Source organism: Lysobacter sp. KACC 24251 (assembly GCF_057747755.1).
The window spans coordinates 2773407-2797254 of the sequence record NZ_CM173222.1; the positions used below are offsets into that span (position 1 = coordinate 2773407).

15 protein-coding genes are annotated in these 23848 nt (G+C 69.2%); 6 read left to right on the forward strand and 9 right to left on the reverse strand.

What is annotated here, in order from left to right:
* Window positions 1-21: 21 nt before the first annotated feature.
* Genes AC3ARF_RS12890 through recC form a run of 3 tightly spaced genes read right to left on the reverse strand, consistent with a single transcriptional unit; the run spans window position 22 to window position 9522 of the window.
* Entirely contained in the window at window positions 22-1998 is a 1977-nt protein-coding gene (locus tag AC3ARF_RS12890; RefSeq protein WP_498928526.1) for an AAA family ATPase, read from the reverse strand.
* The gene (locus tag AC3ARF_RS12895; RefSeq protein ID WP_498928527.1) at window positions 1995-5651 is read right to left on the reverse strand and encodes a UvrD-helicase domain-containing protein; all 3657 of its coding nucleotides are present in this window, start codon (window positions 5649-5651) and stop codon (window positions 1995-1997) included. The genes AC3ARF_RS12890 and AC3ARF_RS12895 overlap by 4 nt, the downstream gene beginning before the upstream one ends.
* A complete protein-coding gene (gene recC, locus AC3ARF_RS12900) occupies window positions 5644-9522 on the reverse strand; it encodes an exodeoxyribonuclease V subunit gamma (protein ID WP_498928529.1) in 3879 nt (1292 codons plus the stop codon). Before recC ends, AC3ARF_RS12895 begins: the two co-directional genes overlap by 8 nt.
* Before the next feature lie 141 nt (window positions 9523-9663).
* On the opposite strand from recC, the gene acnD reads away from it, so the two are divergent.
* Window positions 9664-12273 carry a Fe/S-dependent 2-methylisocitrate dehydratase AcnD gene (acnD, locus tag AC3ARF_RS12905; protein WP_498928531.1) on the forward strand — a complete coding sequence of 870 codons (2610 nt, stop codon included), beginning with the start codon at window positions 9664-9666 and terminating at the stop codon, window positions 12271-12273.
* Window positions 12274-12383: 110 nt separating this feature from the next.
* Window positions 12384-13577: a 2-methylaconitate cis-trans isomerase PrpF gene (gene prpF, locus AC3ARF_RS12910; protein WP_498928533.1), complete on the forward strand. Its 1194-nt coding sequence runs from the start codon at window positions 12384-12386 to the stop codon at window positions 13575-13577.
* Window positions 13578-13594: 17 nt separating this feature from the next.
* Here the strand turns inward: prpF and AC3ARF_RS12915 are convergent, their stop codons facing one another.
* Window positions 13595-14371: a lytic transglycosylase domain-containing protein gene (locus tag AC3ARF_RS12915; protein ID WP_498928535.1), complete on the reverse strand. Its 777-nt coding sequence runs from the start codon at window positions 14369-14371 to the stop codon at window positions 13595-13597.
* A gap of 79 nt (window positions 14372-14450) precedes the next feature.
* Between AC3ARF_RS12915 and queD the strand changes: the two genes are divergently transcribed.
* Window positions 14451-14807 carry a 6-carboxytetrahydropterin synthase QueD gene (gene queD, locus AC3ARF_RS12920; RefSeq protein WP_498928537.1) on the forward strand — a complete coding sequence of 119 codons (357 nt, stop codon included), beginning with the start codon at window positions 14451-14453 and terminating at the stop codon, window positions 14805-14807.
* 4 nt (window positions 14808-14811) lie between these two features.
* Here the strand turns inward: queD and AC3ARF_RS12925 are convergent, their stop codons facing one another.
* Window positions 14812-16047, reverse strand: coding sequence for an MgtC/SapB family protein (locus AC3ARF_RS12925; RefSeq protein ID WP_498928539.1), 1236 nt, complete (start codon window positions 16045-16047; stop codon window positions 14812-14814).
* Window positions 16048-16272: 225 nt separating this feature from the next.
* On the opposite strand from AC3ARF_RS12925, the gene AC3ARF_RS12930 reads away from it, so the two are divergent.
* Window positions 16273-16671, forward strand: a complete 399-nt coding sequence (locus AC3ARF_RS12930) for a phasin family protein (protein WP_498928541.1) — start codon at window positions 16273-16275, stop codon at window positions 16669-16671.
* A gap of 158 nt (window positions 16672-16829) precedes the next feature.
* On the opposite strand, the gene AC3ARF_RS12935 is transcribed toward AC3ARF_RS12930, so the two are convergent.
* The 4 genes from AC3ARF_RS12935 to bioD form a co-directional block, all read right to left on the reverse strand.
* Window positions 16830-17690: a right-handed parallel beta-helix repeat-containing protein gene (locus tag AC3ARF_RS12935; protein ID WP_498928543.1), complete on the reverse strand. Its 861-nt coding sequence runs from the start codon at window positions 17688-17690 to the stop codon at window positions 16830-16832.
* A 190-nt stretch (window positions 17691-17880) separates the two neighbouring features.
* Window positions 17881-20940 carry an efflux RND transporter permease subunit gene (locus AC3ARF_RS12940; protein WP_498928545.1) on the reverse strand — a complete coding sequence of 1020 codons (3060 nt, stop codon included), beginning with the start codon at window positions 20938-20940 and terminating at the stop codon, window positions 17881-17883.
* A 14-nt stretch (window positions 20941-20954) separates the two neighbouring features.
* Entirely contained in the window at window positions 20955-22118 is a 1164-nt protein-coding gene (locus AC3ARF_RS12945) for an efflux RND transporter periplasmic adaptor subunit (protein ID WP_498928546.1), read from the reverse strand.
* 116 nt (window positions 22119-22234) lie between these two features.
* A complete protein-coding gene (gene bioD, locus AC3ARF_RS12950) occupies window positions 22235-22909 on the reverse strand; it encodes a dethiobiotin synthase (protein WP_498928548.1) in 675 nt (224 codons plus the stop codon).
* Window positions 22910-22972: 63 nt separating this feature from the next.
* Between bioD and AC3ARF_RS12955 the strand changes: the two genes are divergently transcribed.
* Both AC3ARF_RS12955 and AC3ARF_RS12960 read left to right on the forward strand, forming a co-directional pair.
* Complete coding sequence (locus AC3ARF_RS12955) at window positions 22973-23458, forward strand: GAF domain-containing protein (RefSeq protein ID WP_498928550.1); 486 nt, start codon at window positions 22973-22975, stop codon at window positions 23456-23458.
* Window positions 23455-23829 (forward strand): TfoX/Sxy family protein, encoded by a 375-nt coding sequence (locus tag AC3ARF_RS12960; protein ID WP_498928552.1) that lies wholly within the window; start codon window positions 23455-23457, stop codon window positions 23827-23829. The genes AC3ARF_RS12955 and AC3ARF_RS12960 overlap by 4 nt, the downstream gene beginning before the upstream one ends.
* The last annotated feature ends 19 nt before the right edge of the window (window positions 23830-23848 follow it).

Consider the following 23848-nt stretch of genomic DNA (forward strand, 5'->3'; position numbering starts at 1 on the left):
AATCCATGGGGTGGTGTCGGGTTAACCCGCCCCTTCCGCAGGAGCGGCGGCATCCGCAGCGCAGACCTGTCCCCGCACCCGCTCGCGCAGACGCCCGGCCCGGGTCAGGGCGTTGGCCAGGCATGTCGCGACCGCGTCGTCCGTTCCCCACAGTTCCACGCTCTGGCGCGCCCGCGACAGGCCGGTGTAGAGCATCTGCCGCACCAGCAATGGGTGTTCAGCGACTGGCGGCAGCAGCAACGCCACATGTCCGTACTCGGAGCCCTGGCTCTTGTGCACGGTCAGGGCGAAGGCGCCTTCGTGCGCGGGCAGCGTGTCGGGGTCGAACCATCGCACGGCCGCAGCTCCGCCGTCGCCGTCGCCGTCAACCGCGGAGCCTTCGAACGCCACGCGCAACACCTCGCGGTCGTCTGCCAGACGCACGCGCAGGCACAGGCCCACGTCGCCGTTGAACAGGTTGCTGGCGTAGTCGTTGCGGACCACCATCACCGCCCGCCCGGGATACCAGTCGGCCTCGGCCCACTCGGCGAGGGCTTCGCTGCGGCGCAGGTGGTGCGCAATGCGGGCGTTGGCGTCGACAGCGCCGAACGGGCCTTCGCGCAATGCACACAGCAGTTGCTGGGCATGCAGTGCCGACAGCGCGCGGCGCGCGGCGGTGGGATCGGCGTCGTGCAGCACATCGAACGCGCGGGCCTGCGCCAGCGAGGTTTCCACGCGCCGCGCCCAAGCCGAAAGCAGGGGGTCCAACGCGCGGCGGTCCAGTGGCGCATGACGCGCGGCCCGACCACCGGCGGCGCGCCACGCGTCCTGGAACGCGCCAACGTCGCCGTTGCGCACGGCGTCGTTGATCGGGACGAGCAAACGGTCGGCACGGAAGCAGTGGCGCAGCCGGACCAGGTCGGGTGCGTCGTCGGCTTCCAGTGCGGCCACCAGATCGGCCAGCACCGAGCCGGTGCCCACCGAGGTCAGCTGGTCCGCATCGCCCACCAGTACCAGCACCGCATCGTCGCGCAGGGCTTCGAGCAGGGCACGCAGCAGCGCGAGGTCGATCATCGAGGCTTCGTCCACCACCACGATGTCCGCCGGCAAGCGGTGGTCACGGTGGTGGGCGAAGCCACCCTGCCCGCCGCGGCTGCCCAGCAGCCGGTGCAGGGTGCCGGACTCGGCCGTGGCTAGGCTGTCGAGATGGGGCTGCCACGTAGGCGGCAGGGGAAGCCACGGGGGGGCGGTGGTGGGGCCGGCGGCGTTCTCGGGGTTCGCGCCCTGCGACGCCGGTCTTGCGTGCAGCGCGACGCTGCCCCGACGCAACGACTCGGTCAGGCGCTGGGCGGCCTTGCCCGTCGGCGCGGCGATGCGCACGACCGGCGCGCGACCTTCGTGCGTGGCGGTGTGCTCGCGCACCAGTGCCAACAGCATGCGCAGCACCGTGGTGGTCTTGCCCGTGCCGGGGCCGCCGGTGAGCACGAACAGGCGCTTGCCCGGCGCCTGGCGGACAGCCGCGCGCTGCGGCGCTTCCTCATCGCGGGTGCTGCCGTTGAACAGGCCGCGCAGGTCGTCGTCGGTGATGGCGTGCGCCGCCGTGGTGCCTGCCTGGCGACGGTGCCGGACCAACTCGGCGACCGCGGTTTCGTGCAGGAAGTTGCGACGCAGGAAGAATGCTTCGCCATCGAGCACGAAGGGGCTGGCGGGGACCGCGTCGCCCTCGGCCCGCTGCACCCAGGCGTTGGCGGCATCGCCAACCATCGCGTGAACGAACGCGGGCAGGCCTGGTGACCACGGCATGCCGAGCCGTTGCGCGCCGTCCGGGGTGAGCAGCAGCGCCGCGTCCCCGCGCGCTTCGGCGGCGCTGGCCCAGCCCGCCAAGCGGGCGAGCCGCGCATCGCCGCCGTGGGCCAGCACCCAACGCGCCACGGCATTGTCGAGGCTGGACCAGGCCTCGGGCGGCTCGAAGCCCGGGACCGGGCGGAAGTGGAAACCGCGTGCGACGGGCAGGTTCACGCGGCCGCCTCCACACCCACCTCGACGCGCGACAGCTCCGCCTGCACCGCGTCGATCAGGGCGTCGTCGAAACGATGGCGCCACACGCCACAGGGCGTGCCGTCGGGCAGCTGCAGGCCGGTGGCTCGCACGAACAGGTACCAGCAATCACCCAGGTGGCGGGCGCGGTCGTAGGCGTCGCCCAGCCGATCGCGCAGGTAGCGGTCAATGGCCACCGTGTAGAGCAGTGCCTGGAAGCGGTAGTGGGTGCTGTCCATCTTCCGCTCCAGCGCGGCTGGGGCGTAATCCTCCAGACAGGCGGAATTTCCATCGCCGAGGTCGTTGCCCTTCCAGTCGAGGATGTGGAAGCGGCCCTCGTGCTCGAACACGAGGTCGATCTTGCCGTTCATCAGGCCTGCGAGCTGCTGCGCGCGTGCGGGGATCAGTTGCGGCCATCCGTGCTGGGCGCAGGCGTCGCGCAGGCGCGCGAGCGAGGCCCCATCGAGGGCGTAGTTGAACTCCATCTCGGCGCGCAGGGCCGGGGACGGCAAGTCGGCCAGTCGCACGCCTGCGCGCGCGAGGTCGGCGTCCAGCACGGCCTGCAACCGCGGGATCAGTCGCGCGGCCAGCGCTTCGGTGGTCAACTCGCGGTGGCTGACGTCGTAGTGGGTGAGGCTCTCGCGCACCAGTGCGTGCTGCGCGGCCAATGGCTCGCCGGGAACGCGCAGTTCCAGAATCCGGTGAACGGCGTTGCCGAAGTCGGCGCCGGCCACGCCCAGCAGGCTGTCCAGCTCGGGATGTGGCGTGGCGATGGTGGTCGCGGTGACCGAGGCCGTCGCGTCCTCCATCGCCGACGCGTCGAGGGGCGCGTTGAGAACCGTGGCGTCGCGCTCGTCACCCGCCGCTGCCCACGGGTCGGCTTCGAAGCGGCGGCGTCGCGCCACGAGCGTGGTGAAGCTGTGGCGCGACGGGAGGATGCGTTCCGGGACGGCCGGCAGGACGCGCGCTTCGTCGCCGGTGCGCACGCGGATTGGCTGCGGCGGGCGCAGCACCGGCGACGTGCGCCAACCCGACACCACGGCGATGCGGTCGGCCCCATGTGCGGCAAGCGTCTCCGCATCAAGACGCGGGGTGGCCAGCGCCAACGGCGCGGCCAGGGCATCGTCCGCGCCCTTCTTCGCATGCGGCGCGATCCACAGATGGCAGGCATGCACCGCCCGCGTCAGCGCCACGTAGAGCACGCGGAAGCGCTCGTCCTGCTGCTCGCGGTCATCGAGCCGCACACTGGCCTCGTCCAGTGCGACGCGTCGCAGGCCGTCCGCGCCCGACAGCGTGCGCAGGCCCTTGGCGTGCTGGCGCGCGCGCCCCTCGTGCTTCCACATCAACGGCAACAACACCACGTTGAACTCCAGGCCCTTGCTGCCGTGCAGGGTCATCACCTGCACGCAGTGTGCGTCTGACTCGATGCGCAGCGCGTTGGCGTCGGCGGCGTCCTCGCTGTCCTCACGCGAGCCTTCAATGCGCTGCTGCAGCCACTTGAGCACCGAGGCCATGCCGTCAGCCTGGTCCTCGCAGGCCTGCAGCAGTTCGCCCAGGTGGCGCAGGTCGGTCAGCACGCGGTGGCCGTCGCGTGTGTCGAGGTGCGCGCGAGCGACCTCATCGATCAGCGCCGTAACCACGGACAGCACGCCGCGTTCGCGCCACAGGCGTTGCCAGCGGTGGAAGCGTGCGGTTTCCCGCTGCCAGGCCGCCGGTTCATCGCGCAGTGCGCGCAGGCGGTGGTAGCCCCAGCCCCACAGACCGGTGCCGAGTGCGGCGCGCAGCACGGCGGGATCGTGGCAATGGACCACGGCGTGCAGCACCACCAGCAGATCGCGCGCGAGCGCGTTGTCCGCGAACACGCTTTGGCGCCCGCGCAGCACGCAGGGTACGCCCCGCTCGCGCAGCAACCTGAGCATCGCGATGGCATGGCCGTTGTTGGGCACCAGCACGCACAGGTCGGAGGCCTGCAACGCGCGGTCACCGATGGCATGGCCGCCTTGCGGATCCAGCAGGCGGGTGATGCGGTTGGCGCAGGAGCGCAGGGCGGTGGATTCGTCGGCCTCGCCCTCTGCGGCGCTGTGCAGCACCAGCGAGCGGCTTCCGGCACCCTCCGGACCGGCATAGGGCTGCGCGGCGCGTCGTCCGCTGGGACGCGCCCGAGTGAAGGCGATGGGCGTGTCGGAATCGGGGGCGCCGAGGCGGACGCCGGCAACGTCGTAGAACTGGTTGACCGCTTCGACGAAGTCGTCGGAGGAGCGGCGGTTGATGTCCAGGGTCAGCCGGTCGGCGTCGGGCACATCGGCCTTGGCACGCTCGTAGGTGTGGATGTCGCCGCCACGGAACCGGTAGATAGCCTGCTTGGGGTCGCCGATCAGCACCAGGCGACCGCGCCGCGCGCCATCCCCGTTGCGGTAGATCGCGTCGAGGATGCCGAACTGCACCGGGTCGGTGTCCTGGAATTCATCGATCAGCGCGACCGGCCAGGCCTGGTGCAGGGCATCGGCCAACGGCCGGGCACCGTCGACCGTCGGACGCAACGCGTCGTGGACGGTGGTGAGCAGGTCGTCGAAACCAAGTTGCCCGGCCGCGCCCAGGCGGCGGTCGAGCTCCGCCCGGGCCCAGGCCTGGACGGCGGCGAGGAAACGCGCGCGCGGCAGGGCTTGCATCCGGCTGATGGCGTCGAGCAATGGATCGGTGATGGCCGCCGCGGCCACCACGCTGGGGTCGTGGTGAAACTCGGGTTTGACCTGGTTGTGCTGCAGGTTGCCGAGGGCAGTGCGGACGTCCTTGGCCTTGGGAAGCAGGTCCCAGGCGGGCGTGCCGGACGGACAGCTGGCCAGGAACTCTGCCAGCGCCTTCCACTGCTTGAGCAGCACCGAAGTGCTCCTCGCGAAGATCTCGGGCCGCTCGACGACGGCCTCCAGCGTCGCCTGCACTTGGGCCAGCCACGCCAACGGCACCTCATCCGCCTCCACCACCACCAGCGGTTGCATCAGCCCCTCAAGGTCGTGGCGCACGGTGTCGCGGGTGGGCACGTGGTGTAGCCCGTTGTGCGCCTGCAGTACGGCGTGGGCCGCAGGGTCGGCGGCATCGTCGCTCTGCAGCAGGCGCCACAGGTCGTCGGCCAACTCGTGCACACGCTGCTGGCTGTCCACCATCTCGGGCGTGCGGAAGGCGGCGCCGGCGGCGAACGGATGGTCCGCCAGGATGCGCGCGCACAACCGGTGCAGCGTGCTCACCGGAGCGAGGTCGAGTTCGGCGAGGGCCAGGCCGAGGCGCTCACGGTCCGCGGCCAGCGTGTCCGTGCGCTGCCAGCGTGCATGCAGCCACGCGCGGTCGGTGTGCTCGGGCGCCGGCGCCGGCGCGAGGTGAAAGCCGCTGGCGGCGAGGTCGAGCGTCTCCAGCAGGCGTCCGCGCAGGCGCCGACGCAGTTCGTCGGCGGCGGCGTTGGTGTACGTGGCCACCACGATCTGGCGGGGCGAGAGCGGCGGCTGTCCGTTGTGGTCCTCCAGCAACAGGCGCAGGTACAGCGCGCCTATGGTCCACGTCTTGCCGGTGCCCGCACTGGCCTCGACCAGCGTGCGACCGTCGCCAGCCAGCGGCAGCGTGCGCCAATCTGGTGCCTCAGTCATGGGCGGGCTCCCGCACGCTGTCGGAGGGCACTTCGAGCTGCATCACCGCATCGAGTTGCATGGCGTAACCCAGCAACTGACCCACGGCCGACGCACCCGTACCGTTGCCGATTCCGGCGCGGAGGTCGAAATCACTGTCGAGGTCCGCCGGGTCCAGCTCAAACGAAAGTCCGCGCGCCATCACCCGTGCGTAGCCAGGCGCGCGGGCGCGTTCGCCGCCGCGGTCGTTGTCGAATGCCGTTTCTGCAGCGCGTGCCGCGGCCTCGAGGGCGGCATGCGACGGCGGGGCATCGTCCGCGGGACCAGCCGGCTTGCGCATGGCCTTGTCCCACGCCTGCCGCGCCTTCCACGCGGTATTGGGGAAGTACACCGGGGGCTTGGCGCTTGCGTCCTGCCACAACGCCAGCAGCGTGTGCAGTCGCTGGCGCAACTGCGCCAGCAGCGCGCTTCGCGCCTGCGGCGTGGCGAGGAAATGCGCATCCCACGCACGCCAGCCAAGCTCGTCCCAAGCCTCGCCGTCGAGCGCCAGCAGTGCGACTTTCACCGACGGCGGGTTGGGTTGGGTGCCGGTATGCAGCCGCAGCGCGGCCCATTCGATGAACATTCGTACGCGCTCTCCGTAGTCCAGATCCGCCACCGGCTTGAGCGCCTTGTCCGCATCGGGTCCGGCCTTGGGGAAGGCGCGCACCAGGAAATGGGTGCCCATCGTGGCATCCACGAACACGTGTTCGATCACGCCGTGCAGCCGCGCAACGCGTGGCTCATCCGCGGCGACGTCCACGCCGTCAGCCGCATCCAGCGGCACCACGAGATCCACTTCCACCGCGCGGGCCGCGCGGGAGTCTGCACCGCCCAGTCCGTGCGCCGTCGCGGCCGCCAGCAGCGCCATCACGGCATTGGCTTCGTGCCGCCACGCGATGCGGCCGAGTTCACCGGGCGGCAGCAGGCCGCCATGCGCGACCCAGTCCGGGACGTGGTCGGGGCGCCAGACGGGCGCGCCATCGGTGGTGTATCCCTGTGGCAGGGCCTCGCCGAAAAACACGCGGCGCGCGATCGTCTGCACGCGCTCAAGCCGGTCATCGAGCGGCTCGCTGGCGGGGAGGTGGTCCTCGTCCAGCGCCTCGAGGTTCAACTGCAGGCGTCGCTTGAGCAGGTAGTCGGCCGGCCGCTTGAAGAAGTCGCCCAGCGCCCGCAGCGACAACGGCACCGGTAGCGGATCGCGTGCGGCGACCTCGCCCCCCAGGAACGCCGGCGATTCGCCGCGGCCGTCGCCATGCTGGCGCGCGAACACCGGCGAGTAGGAGAACAGCGCGGGGTCTTCGCCGTTGAAATATCGCTCATCGAAGGGTTGCAGCGGGTGCCACACCCACCACGGCCGATCCGCGTGCGGCCCGTCCATCGACAAGCCTTGCGTGCCCGTGGCCTGATCCAGCGCGGCGATCAGTTCCGCCAGCGGCGGCGCGGGGTTGCGTGCGGCACCGTCCCGCACGCCCTGCCCCACCCAGCTCAGGTGCAGGCGCTTGCGCGCGGACATCAGGGTCTCGAGGAACAGGTAGCGGTCGTCGCTGCGCACGTCCCGGTCGCCCAAGCGCCGCACGCGCGCCATCAGGTCGAGGCCGCCGTCGCGGTGGCTGCGCGGGAACTCGCCATCGTTGAGTCCCAGCACGCACACCACCTCGAACGGGATGGCGCGTTGCGGCACCATGCCGCAGAAGGTGATGCCGCCCATCAGGAAGCGCTGGCGCTCCGGCACGCTGTCGAGGGCGTCGATCAGCAGGTCGCGGATCACGGCGAAGTGCAACTCCGGATCAAGGCCTGCCTTCTCCGGCTCCGCGCCTAGTTGGGCGATGAGTTGGCCGAGTGTCTTGATCGCTTCGATGGCATCGCCGTCTTCCGGGTCGGCGCGCAGCAGCGCCTCCAGGCGCTTCTTCAACTCGACCGCCCAGGCCGATGCCGACAGTGTCAGGTCGCTCAGGTCGCGCCAGCGCTGCAGCTCGCACAACAGGCGGTCCAGCACGCCCAGGCCTGCAGTAGCGGGACCCTGTACGCCGGCCAGGGGTAGCACGCGGCTGGCATCGGGCAAGTCCAACGCCATGGCGCGTGCATCTTCCGGCGCATCGGCCATGACATAGCCGGCGAGCAGTCGGTCCATCGCCCAGGCGAAGCTGTGGTCCGCGCTGGGCGGCGCGGCGAACGCGGCGCGGTGCGCGCCATCCAGTGCCCAGGCCACGCGGCTGCGCTCCATCCAGCCCAGCAACGCCTCGGCGGCATCGGGGCCCAGGCCGAGACGACGTGCCACTTCCGGGATGGCCAGCAAGTCAGCCACTTCCGGCGTGGTGGCGCGGCTGCTGCCCAGTTCCAGAAGGCGGCGGAACGTGCTGAACAAGCGATGGCCGCGCGCGATGGGCACGTCGCTGAGGTGGTACGGCAGCAACCGCTCACGCGGGCTGCCCGGCTCGCCGAACACGGTGGGGATCAAGGGCGCATAGGCGCCGATGTCAGGGGCCATGACCACGATGTTGCCGGCCCGCACCCCGTCATGCTCCACCGCGTCCAGCAGCGCGTCGCGCAGCACTTCCAACTCGCGCAACCGCGTGTGGCACGCGTGCAGCCGCAGGCTGGCGTCCGCGCGCTGGCGAAGGCGCCAGCCCTCCGCCGTTTCGCCATCGGCAGCGCCCCCATCTTCGGCATTGCCCATGCCATTGCCCGGATTCGCGGCGGCGCGGTCGCGTTCACCATCCGTGTCCTCGCTGGTGGTGGGCGGAATCGCGTCGTCCATCAGCGCCCTGTCGAGGCGGCGAATGCTTTCCTGCACACGCTGCAGCCGGTTCGCGGGGGCAACGTCCACCTCGTCCTGGCCATGGCGCATGTCCTCGCGCACCTCCCCTTCGACCAGTGCGGCGAAGAAGTGCTGGCCCAATCGGCCCCACCGCGCCAGCAGTGGATGCGCCTGCGCTTCGCACCAGTCGCCACTGCCGGCGGCCTCGATACGCGCCTGCTCCTCCCGCGACCATGCGCGCAGGCCCGCCAGGCCATCGCGGCGATGCGCGAGCCCGCCCCAGTATTCGCGGCTGGGGTCGGGGACGTAGAGGCAGACCAGGGCATGCCGCGCCCATGCCCGCAGCACGTCCATCTCCCGCGGCGGGAGGTGGCTGACGCCGAACACGTGCAGCGGCTCGCACGGCGTGGGGGACTGCAACGCGACCACCAGCGCGTCCACCGCATCGGCGCGATGAGGGCCCAGCCGCTCCTTGACTGCATGCCACAACGGCGCCAGCAGGGACGACTCCAGGCATTGCAGGTCTTTGTCGGCCTGCCGTGCGGTGGCGAAGCGGTACTGGCCGTGCTCCCACGCATCGAGCCAGTCGGGCCGGTACACCAGGTACTGCGAATACAGGCCCGCCAGCCGGTCGGCCAGCTGGAAACGGCGTCGGGCCGCATCGGCCACCGCCGCGCCCGGTGCGGGCGCAAGGTAGCGCTCGATGCGTGCGTCTTCGAGCCCGGGCACCGCGTGCCCCGGCCGCAGCAGGTCGTGCAGCGTCCAGCGCAGGTGGGCGCGCTGCCATGCCGGCAGCTTCACCGCCTGCGCGCCCAGCCGCGCGCCCGCCACCGCGTTCAACCATGAACTGGGGAGGATCACCTCCAGGTTGGCCACTACCCCGGTCGGCCCGGCCAGCCGCGCCAGCGCACCGGTCAGCCATTGCTTCATGCCGGGATGCGCCGCCACCACCGTCTGCGGCGCCAGCACCGACGCGGGCCGGGTCTGCCGCAGCAATTCGCGCAACGGGGGCACCAATGCCTCCAGCCGGCTGGCGCGAAAGATCACCAGCCCGGTGTCTGCGGTTTGCTGCTCGGTCGCGTCCAGTGCCATATATCCGGGGTCGGGTGGACGCCTAGGATAGCCACCCGGGTCGCAGGGGTTGAGACCATCGTGGGACGACGGTTCTGGGAGCGCGGGGTAAAATCGAGGCCTCGCCGCACGTTGCGGTCCCCGAGCCCCCCATCGCCCGCCATGAACAACGCCCACCGCAAGCCGCTGCCCGGCACGAAACTCGACTGGTTTGACGCGCGCGAGGCCGTCGAGGCCCTGCAGCCGGGCGCCTGGGCCACCCTCCCCTACACCGCCCGCGTCCACGCCGAGAACATCGTGCGCAAGGCGGACCCGGCGATGCGCGACGCGTACCTGCGCCAGTTGGTGGAGCGCCGCCGTGACCTCGACTTCCCGTGGTTCCCGGCGCGCGTGGTGTGCCACGACATCCTCGGCCAGACCGCGCTGGTCGACCTGGCCGGCCTGCGCGACGCCATCGCCGACAAGGGCGGCGATCCGGCGCAGGTCAACCCGGTGGTGCCGGTGCAGCTGATCGTGGATCACTCGCTCGCTGTCGAATGCGGCGGCTTCGACCCCGATGCCTTCGCCAAGAACCGGGCCATCGAGGACCGCCGCAACGAGGACCGCTTCCATTTCATCGACTGGACCAAACAGGCGTTCCGCAACGTCGATGTGATCCCGCCGGGCAACGGGATCATGCACCAGATCAACCTGGAGAAGATGAGCCCGGTGATCTACGTGCAGGACGGCGTGGCTTTCCCCGACACCTGCGTGGGCACCGACAGCCACACCCCGCACGTGGACGCGCTGGGCGTGATCGCGGTGGGCGTGGGCGGACTGGAGGCGGAGAACGTGATGCTCGGCCGCGCCTCGTGGATGCGCCTGCCGGACATCGTGGGCGTGGAGCTGAGCGGCAAGCCGCAACCGGGCATCACCGCCACCGACATCGTGCTGTCGCTGACCGAGTTCCTGCGCAAGCAGAAGGTGGTGGGCGCGTACCTGGAGTTCCGTGGGGAAGGCGCCGCGGCACTGACCATCGGCGACCGCGCCACCATCTCCAACATGGCGCCCGAGTATGGCGCCACCGCGGCGATGTTCTTCATCGACGACAACACCCTCGACTACCTGCGCCTGACCGGCCGCAGCGACGAGCAGGTCGCGCTGGTGGAGACCTACGCCAAGGCCGCCGGCCTGTGGGCCGACGACCTGCGCACCGCGCAGTACGAACGCACGCTGCACTTCGACCTGTCCAGCGTGGAGCGCACGATGGCCGGTCCGTCCAACCCGCATGCGCGGCTGCCGGTCGCCCAGCTGGCCGAGCGCGGCATCGCAGGCAACCTCGAGGCCGCGCGCGCGCAGGAAGCGCAAGGCCTGCTGCCCGATGGCGCGGTGATCATCGCCGCCATCACTTCGTGCACCAACACGTCCAACCCGCGCAACGTGATCGCCGCCGGCCTGCTGGCACGCAACGCGAACCGGCTGGGGTTGGTGCGCAAGCCCTGGGTCAAGTCGTCGCTGGCGCCCGGCTCCAAGGCCGTGGCGCTGTACCTGGACGAAGCCGGCCTCACCGATGACCTGGAGAGGCTGGGCTTCGGCATCGTCGGATTCGCCTGCACTACCTGCAACGGCATGAGCGGCGCGCTGGACCCGAAGATCCAGCAGGAAATCATCGACCGCGACCTGTACGCGACCGCCGTGCTGTCGGGCAACCGCAACTTCGACGGCCGCATCCATCCGTACGCGAAGCAGGCGTTCCTCGCCTCGCCGCCGCTGGTGGTGGCCTATGCCATCGCCGGCACAATCCGCTTCGACATCGAGAAGGACGTGCTGGGCGTGGTCGACGGCCGCGAGATCCGCCTCAAGGACCTGTGGCCCACCGACGCCGAGATCGACGCGGTGATGAAGGCTGCGGTGAAGCCCGAACAGTTCCGCAAGGTGTACGAGCCGATGTTCAACGTGCGCGTGGAGCACGGCGGTGCGGTGAGCCCGCTGTACGACTGGCGCCCGCAGAGCACCTACATCCGCCGCCCACCGTACTGGGAAGGCGCGCTGGCCGGCGAGCGCGCGCTGCGCGGCATGCGTCCGCTGGCGGTGCTGGGCGACAACATCACCACCGACCACCTATCCCCCAGCAACGCGATCCTGCTGGACAGCGCCGCGGGCGAGTACCTGGACAAGATGGGCCTGCCGGAAGAGGACTTCAATTCCTACGCGACCCACCGCGGCGACCACCTCACCGCGCAGCGCGCCACCTTCGCCAACCCGAAGCTGTTCAACGAGATGGTGCGCAAGGACGACGGCAGCGTGCGCCAGGGTTCGCTGGCGCGGATCGAGCCGGAAGGCCAGGTCACCCGCATGTGGGAAGCGATCGAGACCTACATGGAGCGCAAGCAGCCGCTGATCATCATTGCCGGCGCCGATTACGGCCAGGGCTCCAGCCGTGACTGGGCGGCCAAGGGCGTGCGCCTGGCGGGCGTCGAGGCGATCGTGGCCGAAGGCTTCGAGCGCATCCACCGCACCAACCTGATCGGCATGGGCGTGCTGCCGCTGGAGTTCCAGCCGGGCACCAACCGCAACACGCTGGCCATCGACGGCACCGAGACCTATGACGTCATCGGCGAGCGCACGCCGCGCGCGTCGCTGACCCTGGTCATCCACCGCAAGAACGGCGAGCGCCTGGAAGTGCCGGTGACCTGCCGCCTTGATACCGCCGAGGAAGTGTCGATCTACGAGGCTGGTGGCGTGCTGCAGCGCTTCGCCAACGACTTCCTCGAGTCCTCGAAGGCGGCCTGAGCCCGCACGGCTCGTTGGTTCAGGGCGACCGGAACTGGCCGGGCCTTTCCGTCCCATCAACCTTGCCACCGCCCCGCGCCAGCGCGGGGCCGCTCCAGGAATCCTTCCGCATGGCCTACGCACCCCAGCTCCGCATTCCCGCCACCTACATGCGCGGCGGCACCTCCAAGGGCGTGTTCTTCCGCCTGCAGGATCTGCCGGAAGCGGCGCAGGTCCCCGGCCCCGCGCGCGACGCGCTGCTGATGCGCGTGATCGGCTCGCCAGACCCGTACGGCAAGCACACCGACGGCATGGGCGGCGCGACGTCCAGCACCAGCAAGTGCGTGATCATCTCCAAGGCCACGGTGCCCGACCACGATGTCGACTACCTGTACGGCCAAGTGTCGATCGACACTGCGTTCGTCGACTGGAGCGGCAACTGCGGCAACCTGTCGTCCGCTGTCGGCCCCTTCGCGATCGCCAACGGCCTGGTCGATCCGGAGCGGGTGCCGCAGGACGGCCTCTGCACGGTGCGCATCTGGCAGGCCAACATCGGCAAGACCATCGTCGCGCACGTGCCGGTGTCGAACGGCCAAGTCCAGGAGATTGGCGACTTCGAGCTCGACGGCGTGACCTTCCCCGCCGCGGAGATCGTACTGGAGTTCATCGACCCCGCCGACGAGGGTGAGGGCGATGGTGGCGGCGCGATGTTCCCCACCGGCAACCTCATCGATGAGCTTGAGGTGCCGGGTGTGGGGACGCTCAAGGCCACGATGATCAATGCCGGCATCCCCACCGTGTTCGTCAATGCGGCCGACATCGGCTACACCGGCAGCGAACTGCAGGATGCGATCAACGGCGATGCGAAGGCGCTGGCCATGTTCGAGGCCATCCGCGCCCACGGCGCCGTGCGCATGGGCCTGATCAAGGACGTGTCCGAAGCCGCCAAGCGCCAGCACACGCCCAAGGTCGCCTTCGTCGCGCCGAGCGCCGATTACGCGGCCTCCAGCGGCAAGCAGGTCAGCGCCGCGGACATCGACCTGCGCGTGCGTGCGCTGTCGATGGGCAAGCTGCATCACGCGATGATGGGCACCGCCTCGGTGGCGATCGCCACTGCCGCCGCGGTGCCGGGCACGCTGGTCAACGCCGCCGCCGGGGGCGGTACGCGTGGCGTCGTTACCTTCGGCCATCCCTCGGGCACCCTGCGCGTGGGCGCCGACGTGCAACAGGTCAACGGTCAGTGGACGGTGACCAAGGCCGTGATGAGCCGCAGCGCACGCGTGCTGATGGAAGGACAGGTGCGGGTGCCCGCCGGGACGTTCTGACCCCCCGGCCGGCGGCGCTATCGGCCAGCAACGACGTTGAGCGGCGACTTGCCCAGCGCCACGCGGTAACTCGCGTGCAAGCGTGCGACCTTCTCCACGTAGGCGAGCGTCTCCCGATAGGGGGGCACGCCGCCGTGCTTTGCCACCGCGCCCGCTCCGGCGTTGTAGGCCGCGGCGGCCCGGGTGTAGTCGCCGCGGTAACGCTGCAGCAACTGGCGCAGGTGGCGTGCGCCGCCACGGATTGATTCCGATGGCACGAAGGGATCGCGCACGCCCTGCTCCCGCGCCACGTCGGGCATTAGCTGCATGACCCCGCGGGCGCCCTTGGCTGACACCGCGCGCGCGTCATAGTCGCTCTCGGCATGCGCAATGGCCCGCAACCAGGCCTCGTCCAGCCTGGTGGCCGACGCGGCAGCACGGAATTCGGCCGGGTAGCGGTCCAGTCGCGGCTTGCCGACGCTGCCGAGGCCGGAGTGCGCCGGCGAAGCCTTCGGTGTTTCCACGGTGAAACCCAGCACGGGCGTCGACCCCGGCAACTCGCGGGTGCTGTACACCACCTGGCCGTCCTGGACACGTTCGTACAGGGTGCCCGAGACCTTGCCCAGCTCGCCCCACAGGTTGGGCACCCTGGCGACGTTGTCATCGAAATGGCGCGCCTTGCACCGGGACCCGGGCTCCGGCGCCGTCGCCAGGCTCACCGTGCCGTCGCGCACGCAGCGGTATACGGTGCGGGCTTGGGCCGGCAAGACCAGCGCACCTGCCAGGATCACGACGAGGAGTGCATGCCGGGTCATCCCTTCAGTGTAGGGACGGCGCCTTAACGTCGCGTCAGCACGCGCGGCAGCGGCCCGGCCGCGCATGCGAGAATGGGCGATGGATATCTTCAAGGCCTTCACCCTCGAAGCCGCGCACCGGCTCCCCAATGTGCCGCCGGGCCACAAGTGCGCGCGCCTGCACGGCCACTCGTTCCGCGTCGAACTGCACGTCAGCGGCGACGTGGGCGTGGACACCGGGTGGGTGATGGACTTCGGCGACGTGAAGAAGGCCTTCCAGCCGTTGTACGACCAGCTTGACCATCACTACCTCAATGACATCCCCGGCCTTGAGAACCCCACCAGTGAGCGCCTCGCCATCTGGATCTGGGAGCAGCTCAAGCCGGGCCTGCCCCTGCTGAGCGAAGTCGTGGTGCACGAGACGTGCACTTCTGGCTGCCGGTACCGCGGCCGCTGACCTCCTAGTAGGGCGCGAGCGCCGTCACCACGGCCGCCGCGCCCGTCATCGCCAGCAGGCCCGCGCCGACATAACGGCCGTAGTGCCAGCCGCCGCTGACCAGCGCCAACACGAGTTTCGCCAGCGAGCCGGCCGCCAGCAGCGCCACCACGCCCCAGCGCGCATGTTCGATGGGCAGCCCGCCGGCCGAGGTCAGCTGGGCGATGCTGGCCGCCGCCGCATGGATTTCCGCTAGCGCCACCAGCGTGGCCGCGACCAGGGCGCCGGCGTCGCCGAACACCTGGCGCAACCACGCCGACAACAGCAGGACCACGGCGATGATGGCCGCGATCAGCAGTGCATGGGTGAGGTGGAACGCACGCGGCTCCGGTTCCGCCGGCAGCCCGTCGAGGTGATTCGCGCGATGCAGGCCGAGCGCCGCAAAGGCCAGCAGTCCCAGCGCCGCGGCGGTCAGCGGCCACGCCGTGGCGGCCAACAGTGGCGGCGCCACCGTGCCGATCACCGCCACGAACAGCAGCAACGATGCCAGGTTGGCCAGCAGTGCAGCGGCACCCGCGGGCGCGACCAGGGCCGGGTTGTCCGCCGCCCGCCGGCCGAAGCCGGCCACCGCCGCCGTGGACGACGCGAATCCCGAGAAGAATCCCGCCACCGGCAGTCCCCAGCGCGCGCCCACGGCCCGTAGCGCGATGTGGCCGAGCATGCCCACGGCCATCACCAGCACCACGATCTTCCACAACAGGCGGGGCGGCAGAACGCCCCACGGGTCGAGCGGGCGATCCGGCAGCAGCGGCATCACCACCAGTGCCGCGGCGGCCAGCAGCAGCGCGTCCTGCATCTCGCGCTCGCTGATCAGCTCGCGGGTGAAGCGCTGCAACGGCCGCTTGGCCTGCAGCAGGATCGCCGCCACCACGCCCAGCCCCGCTGCCAGGGCCGGCTCCTGCTGCGCCAGTGCGCCCAGCATGGCCGAGACCAGCAACGCCACTTCACCGGTGAGGCCTGGATCGTCGCGGTGGCTGTTCCAGTACCCGGCAATCGCATAGGCACCGACGATCAGCAGCAGCGTGACGAACGCCGGCATGCCCATGCCCATCGCCACCGCTCCCAGCAGCGCCACGAGGGCGTGGGTGCGCACGCCCGCCTTGCTCACGTTGGGGCCGTAGTGGCGCTCGCGCACCACGCCAATCAGCAGGCCGACGCCCAAGGCGGTCAGCAGCCCCTTCAAGACCTCGTTCCAGTCCATCGCGACTCCGGTTGGTTGGAGCCATGCTAAGCCACGGTCACCCCGGGAGGCGGCGACCGGTCGCAAGGGCTGTTGACGGTTCCGGCCGTGCCCGGCAATCCCGCATGAACCGCGCCGTAAGCCCCCAGCCCCGTTCACAATTTCATTGTTGCATTGCAACATTGGCGGCGATATGCTGCATCGCACAAACCGGCAATTCCTGCCGGCGATCCTGGAGTCACCGCCATGTACCAGCAGTTCAACGAACAGTTTGCCGCCGCCACGCGCCAGTTCGCGGACACGGCAGCCCAGATCAACCGCATTGCCCTCGAGAATGCCGAGGCCGTCTTCGGCCTGCAGCTCTCGGCCCTGGAAGAGCGCGCCAGCGCCACTTTCGCATTCTTCGGTGAAGTCGCCGAGGCCCGTGACCTCGATGCCGCCAAGACCCTGTTCCCGAAGGGCGTGCAGATCGCCCGCGAGAACATGGAGCGCGCCGTGTCCGCTTCGCAGGAAGTGGTCGACCGCACCGTGAAGGCCAACGAGGCCATCGGCCAGATCACCAAGGCCCAGTTCGAAGCGGCCGCCAAGAAGGCCGAAGCCAACGTCGACAAGGCGGTCAAGGCTGCCGCGCCGAAGGCCAAGTAACCGGATCTCTCTCTCCAGTCACACTGGAACTCCCCACCCGGCCGCCCTCGCGGCCGGGTGTTTTTTTGCGCGTCCGTGCGCGCGCTGCCCGGACGTCCTCCCGGTCCGCGTCACGAAAAAGGCCCGGTCTCCCGGGCCTTTTTTCGCACTCACCACGCTTACGGCTGCGTGGTGTTGTTCACTGATTGGGTGCACCACTCGAAACCAGCCACCGTCAGGCCGATGGCGAGGTTGCGCGAGCAAATGGCAGCGCTACCCATGTTGCCGTAATTGGTACCCACCCGGGACATCATCACGTTGTTCATGATGCGCGAGGTAGGACTGTCGGTGACGATGGCTGCGGCATAGCCGCCGTCCTTGGGCTGCAGGTCGAGGACGTTATTGTTGTTGATCAGCACGTCATCCGACATGTCGACGCGAATGCCCCAGATGGTGCCATTGCCATGGGCGCCGGCGACCGTGTTGCCCGAAATCACGTTGCCCGTCGAACGGACTCCCGGCTGGAATGCCGTCACGGTGATGTTGCGCGAATAATCGTAGAACGGGTTGGACGTGGCCAGAACGGAGTTGCCGGTAATACGTGAGTTGCTGCCCCACAGCACGATGCCATCGAGCTTGGGCCGCACGATGTCATTGCCCGCGATTTCAACGCGGTCACTTCCGGGTCCAAAGACGATGCCGGTACCAAAATCGACCAGCTTGCAGGCGCGGACCTTGACGTCATGCACGGGGCCAAAGCCCCCACCCGTGATGCCAAACGCATCGTTCGCGGGATCCTGGTGGCTGATGCTGCGGCCGCGGCAATCGACGGTGACGTCGCTTGACTCAATGCCAATGGCACTGCCAACGAGGTTGGTGTTGATGTTCTGCTTGAGGCAGTAATAACCCGGCGCGGTAATGGTTACCGGTACTTCCGTGATCCATTGCGTGCACGGCGAGGTGGCGGTCGTCTGGGCAGCGCCCGGCGTGGCCCACGACAGACCGGCGAGCAAAAGAGCACTCGAGAAGAGAGAACGCATCCTGTTTCCCCAATAATCCTGAAAGTGTGACCCCGCACCAGAACGGGCTGGGCCGCGCGGCTCCCGCGCCGCGCAAGCGTAGCACTGGGCAATCACGATCCGCCTGGGCTGCCTCACTTGGATGGTCCCGCGCCCCGACTCCCCAACGGAAGCCAAGGAGCCCACTGGAGCCGGGCTCCTGAGGCGCGCGTCAGTACGCGCCCGGCGCCTTCACCTTGGCCTTGGCCACCTTCTGGTGGTCGCGGCCGATCAGCAGGTACATCACCGGCACCACGAACAGGGTGAAGAAGGTGCCGATGCCCATGCCGCCGACGATCACCCAACCGATCTGGTTGCGTGCCTCGGCACCAGCACCACTGGCGATGGCCAGCGGCAACGAGCCCAGCACCATCGCGCCGGTGGTCATCAGGATCGGGCGCAGGCGCAACGCGGACGCTTCGACCACTGCATCCAGCTTGCTGCGGCCCTGCTCCTGCAACTGGTTGGAGAATTCCACGATCAGGATGCCGTGCTTGGCGATCAGGCCGACCAAAGTGACGATGCCGATCTGCGAGTAGATGTTCCAGCTGCCACCGGTGAGCTTCAGCGCCAGGAACGCGCCGAACGCCGCCAGCGGCACCGCCAGCAGGATCACGAACGGATCGACCCAGCTCTCGAACTGTGCGGCCAGCACCAGGAAGATGAAGGCCAGCGCCAGCACGAAGATCATCGCGAAGTCGCTGGAGGACTCCCGGAATTCGCGACTCTGGCCCGACAGGTCGTACTGCGCTTCCGGCGCGACTTCCTTGAGCGCGCCTTCCATCCAGGTCAGCGCCTCGCCCATGGAGTAACCCGGGGCGAGGCCCGCACTGATGGTCGCCGAGCGCAGCTTGTTGAAGTGGTTCAACTCCTTGGCCGCGATGGTTTCCTGCACGTCCACCAGGTTGGACAGCTGCACCATCTGGCCATCGCCGGCGCGCACGAAGATGTTGCTCAGGTCGCCGGGCACGCGGCGGTTGGCGTCGTCAGTCTGCACGATCACGTCGTACTGCTCGCTGCCCATCTTGAAGCGGGTGACGTTGCGCCCGCCCAGCAGCGTTTCCAGCGTGCGGCCGACCGTGGCCACGTTGCTGCCGACCGCGGCCACCTTGTCGCGGTTGACGTCGATCTTCAGCTGCGGCTTGTCCAGCTTGAGGTCGGTGTCCGGGTTGGTCAGTTGCGGGTTCTCGGCCATCTTGGCCATCAGCTTCTGCACCGTCGCGCCCAGGTCCTCCCAGGTACCCGTGCTCTGCACCACGAAGCTCACCGGTTGGCCGAAGCCCTGCTGGCCCAGCGGCGGTGGCAGCACCGGGAACGCCATCACCCCCGGGATGCCCATGAACTGCGGGAACAGCTGGCCCTGGATCTCGGCCGACTTGCGGGTTCGCTCGTCCCAGTCAACCAGGCCAACGAAGCCGATGGTCTGCGTGATCGACGGGAAACCGACGATCTGGAAGTAGCGGTCCACTTCCGGCACCTTGGCGAACATGCCTTCCATCGCGTGCGCGTACTTGTCGGTGTACTCCACGGTGGAGCCTTCAGGTGCGATGCCGAAGCCGATCACCAGGCCCTGGTCCTCCTGCGGCGCCAACTCACGCGGCAGCAGCATGAACACTCCGATCGCGGCGGCCAGGATGGCCACGCCGATGCCGGCGACGATCAACTTCAACGACAGCGCCCGCTTCAGCACCGCGCGGTAGGTGTTGTCGATGCCGCGCAGCACCTTCTCGCCGGCGGCGTAGAAGCGGCCGTGCTTCTTCTCGTGCTTCAGCAGCTTGGACGACATCATCGGCGACAGGGTCAGCGCGGTGAAGCCGGACACCAGCACCGCGCCGGCCAGGGTCAGCGCGAACTCGACGAACAGCTTGCCGGTGCGCCCGGTGGAGAACGCCAGCGGCACGTACACCGCCACCAGCGTCAGGGTCATCGCGATGATCGCGAAGCCAATTTCCTTGCTGCCCTTCAGCGCCGCCTCGAACGGCGGCATGCCCTCCTCCACGTGGCGGAAGATGTTCTCCAGCATCACGATGGCATCGTCGACCACCAGGCCGATCGCCAGCACCATGGCCAGTAACGTCAGCGTGTTGATGGTGAAACCAAAGGCGTACATCAACGCGAACGCGCCCACCAGCGACACCGGGATGGTCACCAGCGGGATCAGCGTGGCGCGCCAGCTGCGCAGGAACAGGAAGATCACCAGGATGACCAGCAGCACCGCCTCGCCGACGGTCTTGTAGACCTCGTCGATCGACTTCTCGATGAAGATGGTGGAGTCGTAGGCAATGGCGACCTTCACGCCCTCCGGCAACGTGCGCTGGATCTGCGGCAGCATCGCCTTCAGCGCCTCGGAGATCTCCAGCGGATTGGCCACCGCCTGCTTGACCACGCCCAGCGGCACCGCGTCCACGCCGTTGAAGCGCGCGCGGAAGCGGTCCTCCTGCGAGCCCAACTCGACCTTGGCCACGTCCTTCAGGCGCACCAGGTAACCGCCGCTGTTGCCCAGGATCACCTCGCCGAACTGCTCGGCGGTGCGCAGGTCGGTTTCCGACAGCACGGTGAACTCGCGGGTACTGCCTTCCACGCGGCCAGCCGGAATTTCGGCGTTCTGCGCCCGCAATGCGTTCTCCACGTCGACCGGGGTCAGCCCGAAGCCGGCCAGGCGCTGCGGATTGAGCCACACGCGCATCGCGTAGCGCACGCCGAACACCTGCGCCTGCGCGACGCCGGGGATGGTCTGCACGCGGTCCTTGACCAGGCGGTCGGCCAAGTCGGCCAGCTCGGTCTTGCTGTGGCGGTCGGACGAGAACGCCATCCAGATGATCGGCTGCGCGTCGGCCTCCTGCTTCTGCACGATCGGCTCGTTGGCCTCCTCGGGCAGGAAGTCGCGCGCCTGGCCGACGCGATCGCGCACGTCGGACGCAGCGCCGTCGGGATCGCGATCCAGGCGGAAGCGGATCGTGACCTGGCTGGACTGCTCGCGACTGACCGACGAGATGTACTCGATGCCTTCCACGCCGGAGAGCGCATCCTCGATCGGCTGGGTGATCTGCGACTCGATCACCTGCGCGCTCGCGCCCGGGTAGCTGGTGTTGACGGTGACGACCGGCGTGTCGACGTTGGGGATCAACCGGACCGCGAGCCGGTCGTAGGCGATGATGCCGACCAGCAGCACCACCAGGTTGATCACCGTCGCGAAGACCGGGCGGCGGATGGAGATGTCGGAGAGGACCATGGGGATTCCCTTCCTCAGCCGCCGTTGGCGGGCTTGTCCGTACCGGCCTTGGCGGGCTCGCGCGCGGCCGCGGGCGCCTTGGGCGCGCCTGCGGCCGGCTTGTCGCCGCCAGCCCCCTGCGGGGGCAGCGACATCACCGACACGCCGTCCCGCATCATCGGCTTGGCCTGGCCGGCGGTGATGACCACGTCACCCGCCTTCAGCCCTTCCACCACCTGCACCAAGCCCGGCGTCCGCGTGCCGGTCTTGACCGTGGTCTTCTTCGCCTTGCCGTCCACCACGAGGTAGACGAAGCGGGTATCGCCGTCCTGCATCATCGCCTGCTCGGGCACCATCAGCGCCTTGGCATTGCCAGTGCCGGTGTCGAGTTGCAGCTTGGCGAACTGGCCCGGGCGCAGGCGGAAATCGGGATTGGGGATCTGCGCGCGCAGCTTGGCGCTACGGGTGTTGGGATCGATGACGGGGTCGATGGCCACCACCTTGCCGCCAAACGCATCACCGGGGAACGCGTCGACGATGATGTCGATCTTCTGCCCGTTGCGCAGCTGATCCAGCACGGTCTCGGGCACGCTGAAATCGACTTCGATCGGGTCCAGCTTCACCAGCGTGACCAGGTCTTGGCCGGCGTTGACGAACTCGCCGACGCTGACGCTGCGCAGGCCCACCTGGCCGGAGAACGGTGCGCGCAGGGTCATCTTCGACAGCGCGGTGCGCGCCGAGGCCACGCGCGCCTGGTCGACGCCCAGCTGCGCGCGCGCCTTGTCCAGGTCGGACTGCGCGATGAGTTTCTGCGCGCTGAGCTGCTCGGCGCGCGCGATGGTGCTACGGCTGTTCTCCAGATTGGCGGCCGCCTCGTTGAGGCTCGCCTGGGCAAGGGCGCCATCGAGCGTGAACAACGGTTGCCCCGCGACCACGCGGCCGCCTTCGGTGAAGTGGATGCGGGTGATGCGCCCGCCGACTTCCGGCCGCATCACCACCGACTCGTCCGCACGCAGGCTGCCCACGGTCTGCAGGCCACCGGCCAGCGCCTGCGGCTGCAGCGTTACCGTCTCCACCGGCAGTTGCATGCCGCCCGGCGGTCCACCGCCGCCACCTGCGCCCGGTTCCTGCTTGCCGCCGCATGCGGTGATGGACAGCACGACGACCAATACGGCGGAGAAGAGATGGGTGCGGCGCATCCTGGGCCTCGCGGGGGGATTTCGTGTACTGACCAGTTTAGCTGGCGGGGCGGGCGGCCACGCCCGTGCCATTAGTCCCGTTAACGGCCACGGTCCACGCAAAGGCCGCTTGGCGGTTAACGCGGCCCGATGAGGTTGTGGGCCAACTGTGCGGGATCGGGCGTCGTGGCATGGGGCAAGCGTCCCCAGCAGGGCACGGCCAGGTAGCGGTGAAGAATGGCGAAGTTGTCGTCCGCGCGCGCCATCGCCGGATCGATGTCGTTGGCAATCCAGCCCACCAACCGTGCGCCGGACGCCTCGATGGCCTGCCGGGTCAACCGCGCGTGGTTGATGCAGCCCAGGCGCAGGCCCACCACCATGACCACCGGCAACTCCAGCGCGCGGACCAGGTCGATCTGGTCGAGCGTGGCTGTCAGCGGCGCCGCCCAGCCGCCCACGCCTTCCACCACCACGCAGTCAGCCTGCGCCCGCAGGCGTGCGAACGCGGACCGGATCGGCTCCAGGGTGATGGACACGTTGGCACTGGCCGCCGCCAACTCGGGTGCCAGTGGTTCCGGCAGGGCAAAGGGGTTCACATCCGCGTAGTCTGGTCGGGGCGCGCTGGCGGCCTGCAGGAGCAGTGCATCCTCGTTGCGCCAGCCTTCGGCGTGCCGCTCGCAACCGCTGGCCACCGGCTTCATGCCGACCGCGCTCCGGCCCTCGCGACGCAGCGCGTGCAGCAATGCGGCACTGGCCACGGACTTGCCGATGCCGGTATCGGTGCCGGTGACGAACAGGCGGTCCACGGGCATCATCGACAACCGTCGGCACCCCGTGCAGGGCTGATAGACTCCAGCGGAGGGGGATTCATCACGATGTTCACCAGCAACAGTTTAAGCGGCAGCAAGCACGAGCAGTATGCGCAGTTGGCCGAACAGGCCCGTGCGCTGGTGCACGGCGAGCGCGACCGCGTCGCCAACGCCGCCAACCTGTCGGCGCTGGTGTACCAGGCGCTGCCGGCATTGAATTGGGTGGGCTTCTACTTCTTCGATGGCACGGAGCTGGTGGTGGGGCCGTTCCAGGGCCTGCCCGCCTGCGTGCGCATCCCGTTGGGCAAGGGCGTGTGCGGCACGGCCGCGCAGACCCGGCAGACGCAGCGGGTGGAGGACGTGGAGGCCTTTCCCGGCCACATCGCCTGCGACTCGGCCTCGCGGTCTGAACTGGTGGTGCCGCTGGTGGCTGCTGACGGCTCGCTGATCGGGGTGTTTGACCTCGACAGTCCGGAGCTCAACCGCTTTTCCACGGATGACCAATCCGGGCTGGAAGCCATCGCCAAGGTCTTCGTGGAGTCGATCGCTTGAGTAACGAGAAGCTGCGGAACATCGGGCCCAAGTCGGCCGCCTGGTTGCGTCAGGTGGGACTGCGCACCCAGGACGACATCGCTGCGGTCGGTACGGTGGAGGCGTTCATGCGGGTCAAGCGTGCGGGGTTCAAACCCACGCTCAACCTGCTGTACGCGATCGAGGGTGCGCTCACCGACCGGCATTGGCAGGAAGTACCCGACGCGCGACGCACTGAACTGGTCAGCGCCGCGGAGGCCGCGATCGCGTTGCTGCCTCCGCCGCGCTACCGTCCGCCGGCGGGTCCGGTGACCACCACCATGCATGACGGGGGTGGGGTCGACGGATTTGAAGCCAGCCCGGAGCCGGAGCCTGAGGGCGACGAGGACTGAGTCCGTCCTGCCCGCATGT

Excerpts from the sequence above, each read along its gene's own strand:
- AC3ARF_RS12895 (WP_498928527.1), bottom strand. The coding sequence starts at position 5,651 with ATGACTGAGGCACCAGATTGGCGCACGCTGCCGCTGGCTGGCGACGGT.
- recC (WP_498928529.1), bottom strand. The coding sequence starts at position 9,522 with ATGGCACTGGACGCGACCGAGCAGCAAACCGCAGACACCGGGCTGGTG.
- acnD (WP_498928531.1), top strand. The coding sequence starts at position 9,664 with ATGAACAACGCCCACCGCAAGCCGCTGCCCGGCACGAAACTCGACTGG.
- prpF (WP_498928533.1), top strand. The coding sequence starts at position 12,384 with ATGGCCTACGCACCCCAGCTCCGCATTCCCGCCACCTACATGCGCGGC.
- AC3ARF_RS12915 (WP_498928535.1), bottom strand. The coding sequence starts at position 14,371 with ATGACCCGGCATGCACTCCTCGTCGTGATCCTGGCAGGTGCGCTGGTC.
- queD (WP_498928537.1), top strand. The coding sequence starts at position 14,451 with ATGGATATCTTCAAGGCCTTCACCCTCGAAGCCGCGCACCGGCTCCCC.
- AC3ARF_RS12925 (WP_498928539.1), bottom strand. The coding sequence starts at position 16,047 with ATGGACTGGAACGAGGTCTTGAAGGGGCTGCTGACCGCCTTGGGCGTC.
- AC3ARF_RS12930 (WP_498928541.1), top strand. The coding sequence starts at position 16,273 with ATGTACCAGCAGTTCAACGAACAGTTTGCCGCCGCCACGCGCCAGTTC.
- AC3ARF_RS12935 (WP_498928543.1), bottom strand. The coding sequence starts at position 17,690 with ATGCGTTCTCTCTTCTCGAGTGCTCTTTTGCTCGCCGGTCTGTCGTGG.
- AC3ARF_RS12940 (WP_498928545.1), bottom strand. The coding sequence starts at position 20,940 with ATGGTCCTCTCCGACATCTCCATCCGCCGCCCGGTCTTCGCGACGGTG.
- AC3ARF_RS12945 (WP_498928546.1), bottom strand. The coding sequence starts at position 22,118 with ATGCGCCGCACCCATCTCTTCTCCGCCGTATTGGTCGTCGTGCTGTCC.
- bioD (WP_498928548.1), bottom strand. The coding sequence starts at position 22,909 with ATGCCCGTGGACCGCCTGTTCGTCACCGGCACCGATACCGGCATCGGC.
- AC3ARF_RS12955 (WP_498928550.1), top strand. The coding sequence starts at position 22,973 with ATGTTCACCAGCAACAGTTTAAGCGGCAGCAAGCACGAGCAGTATGCG.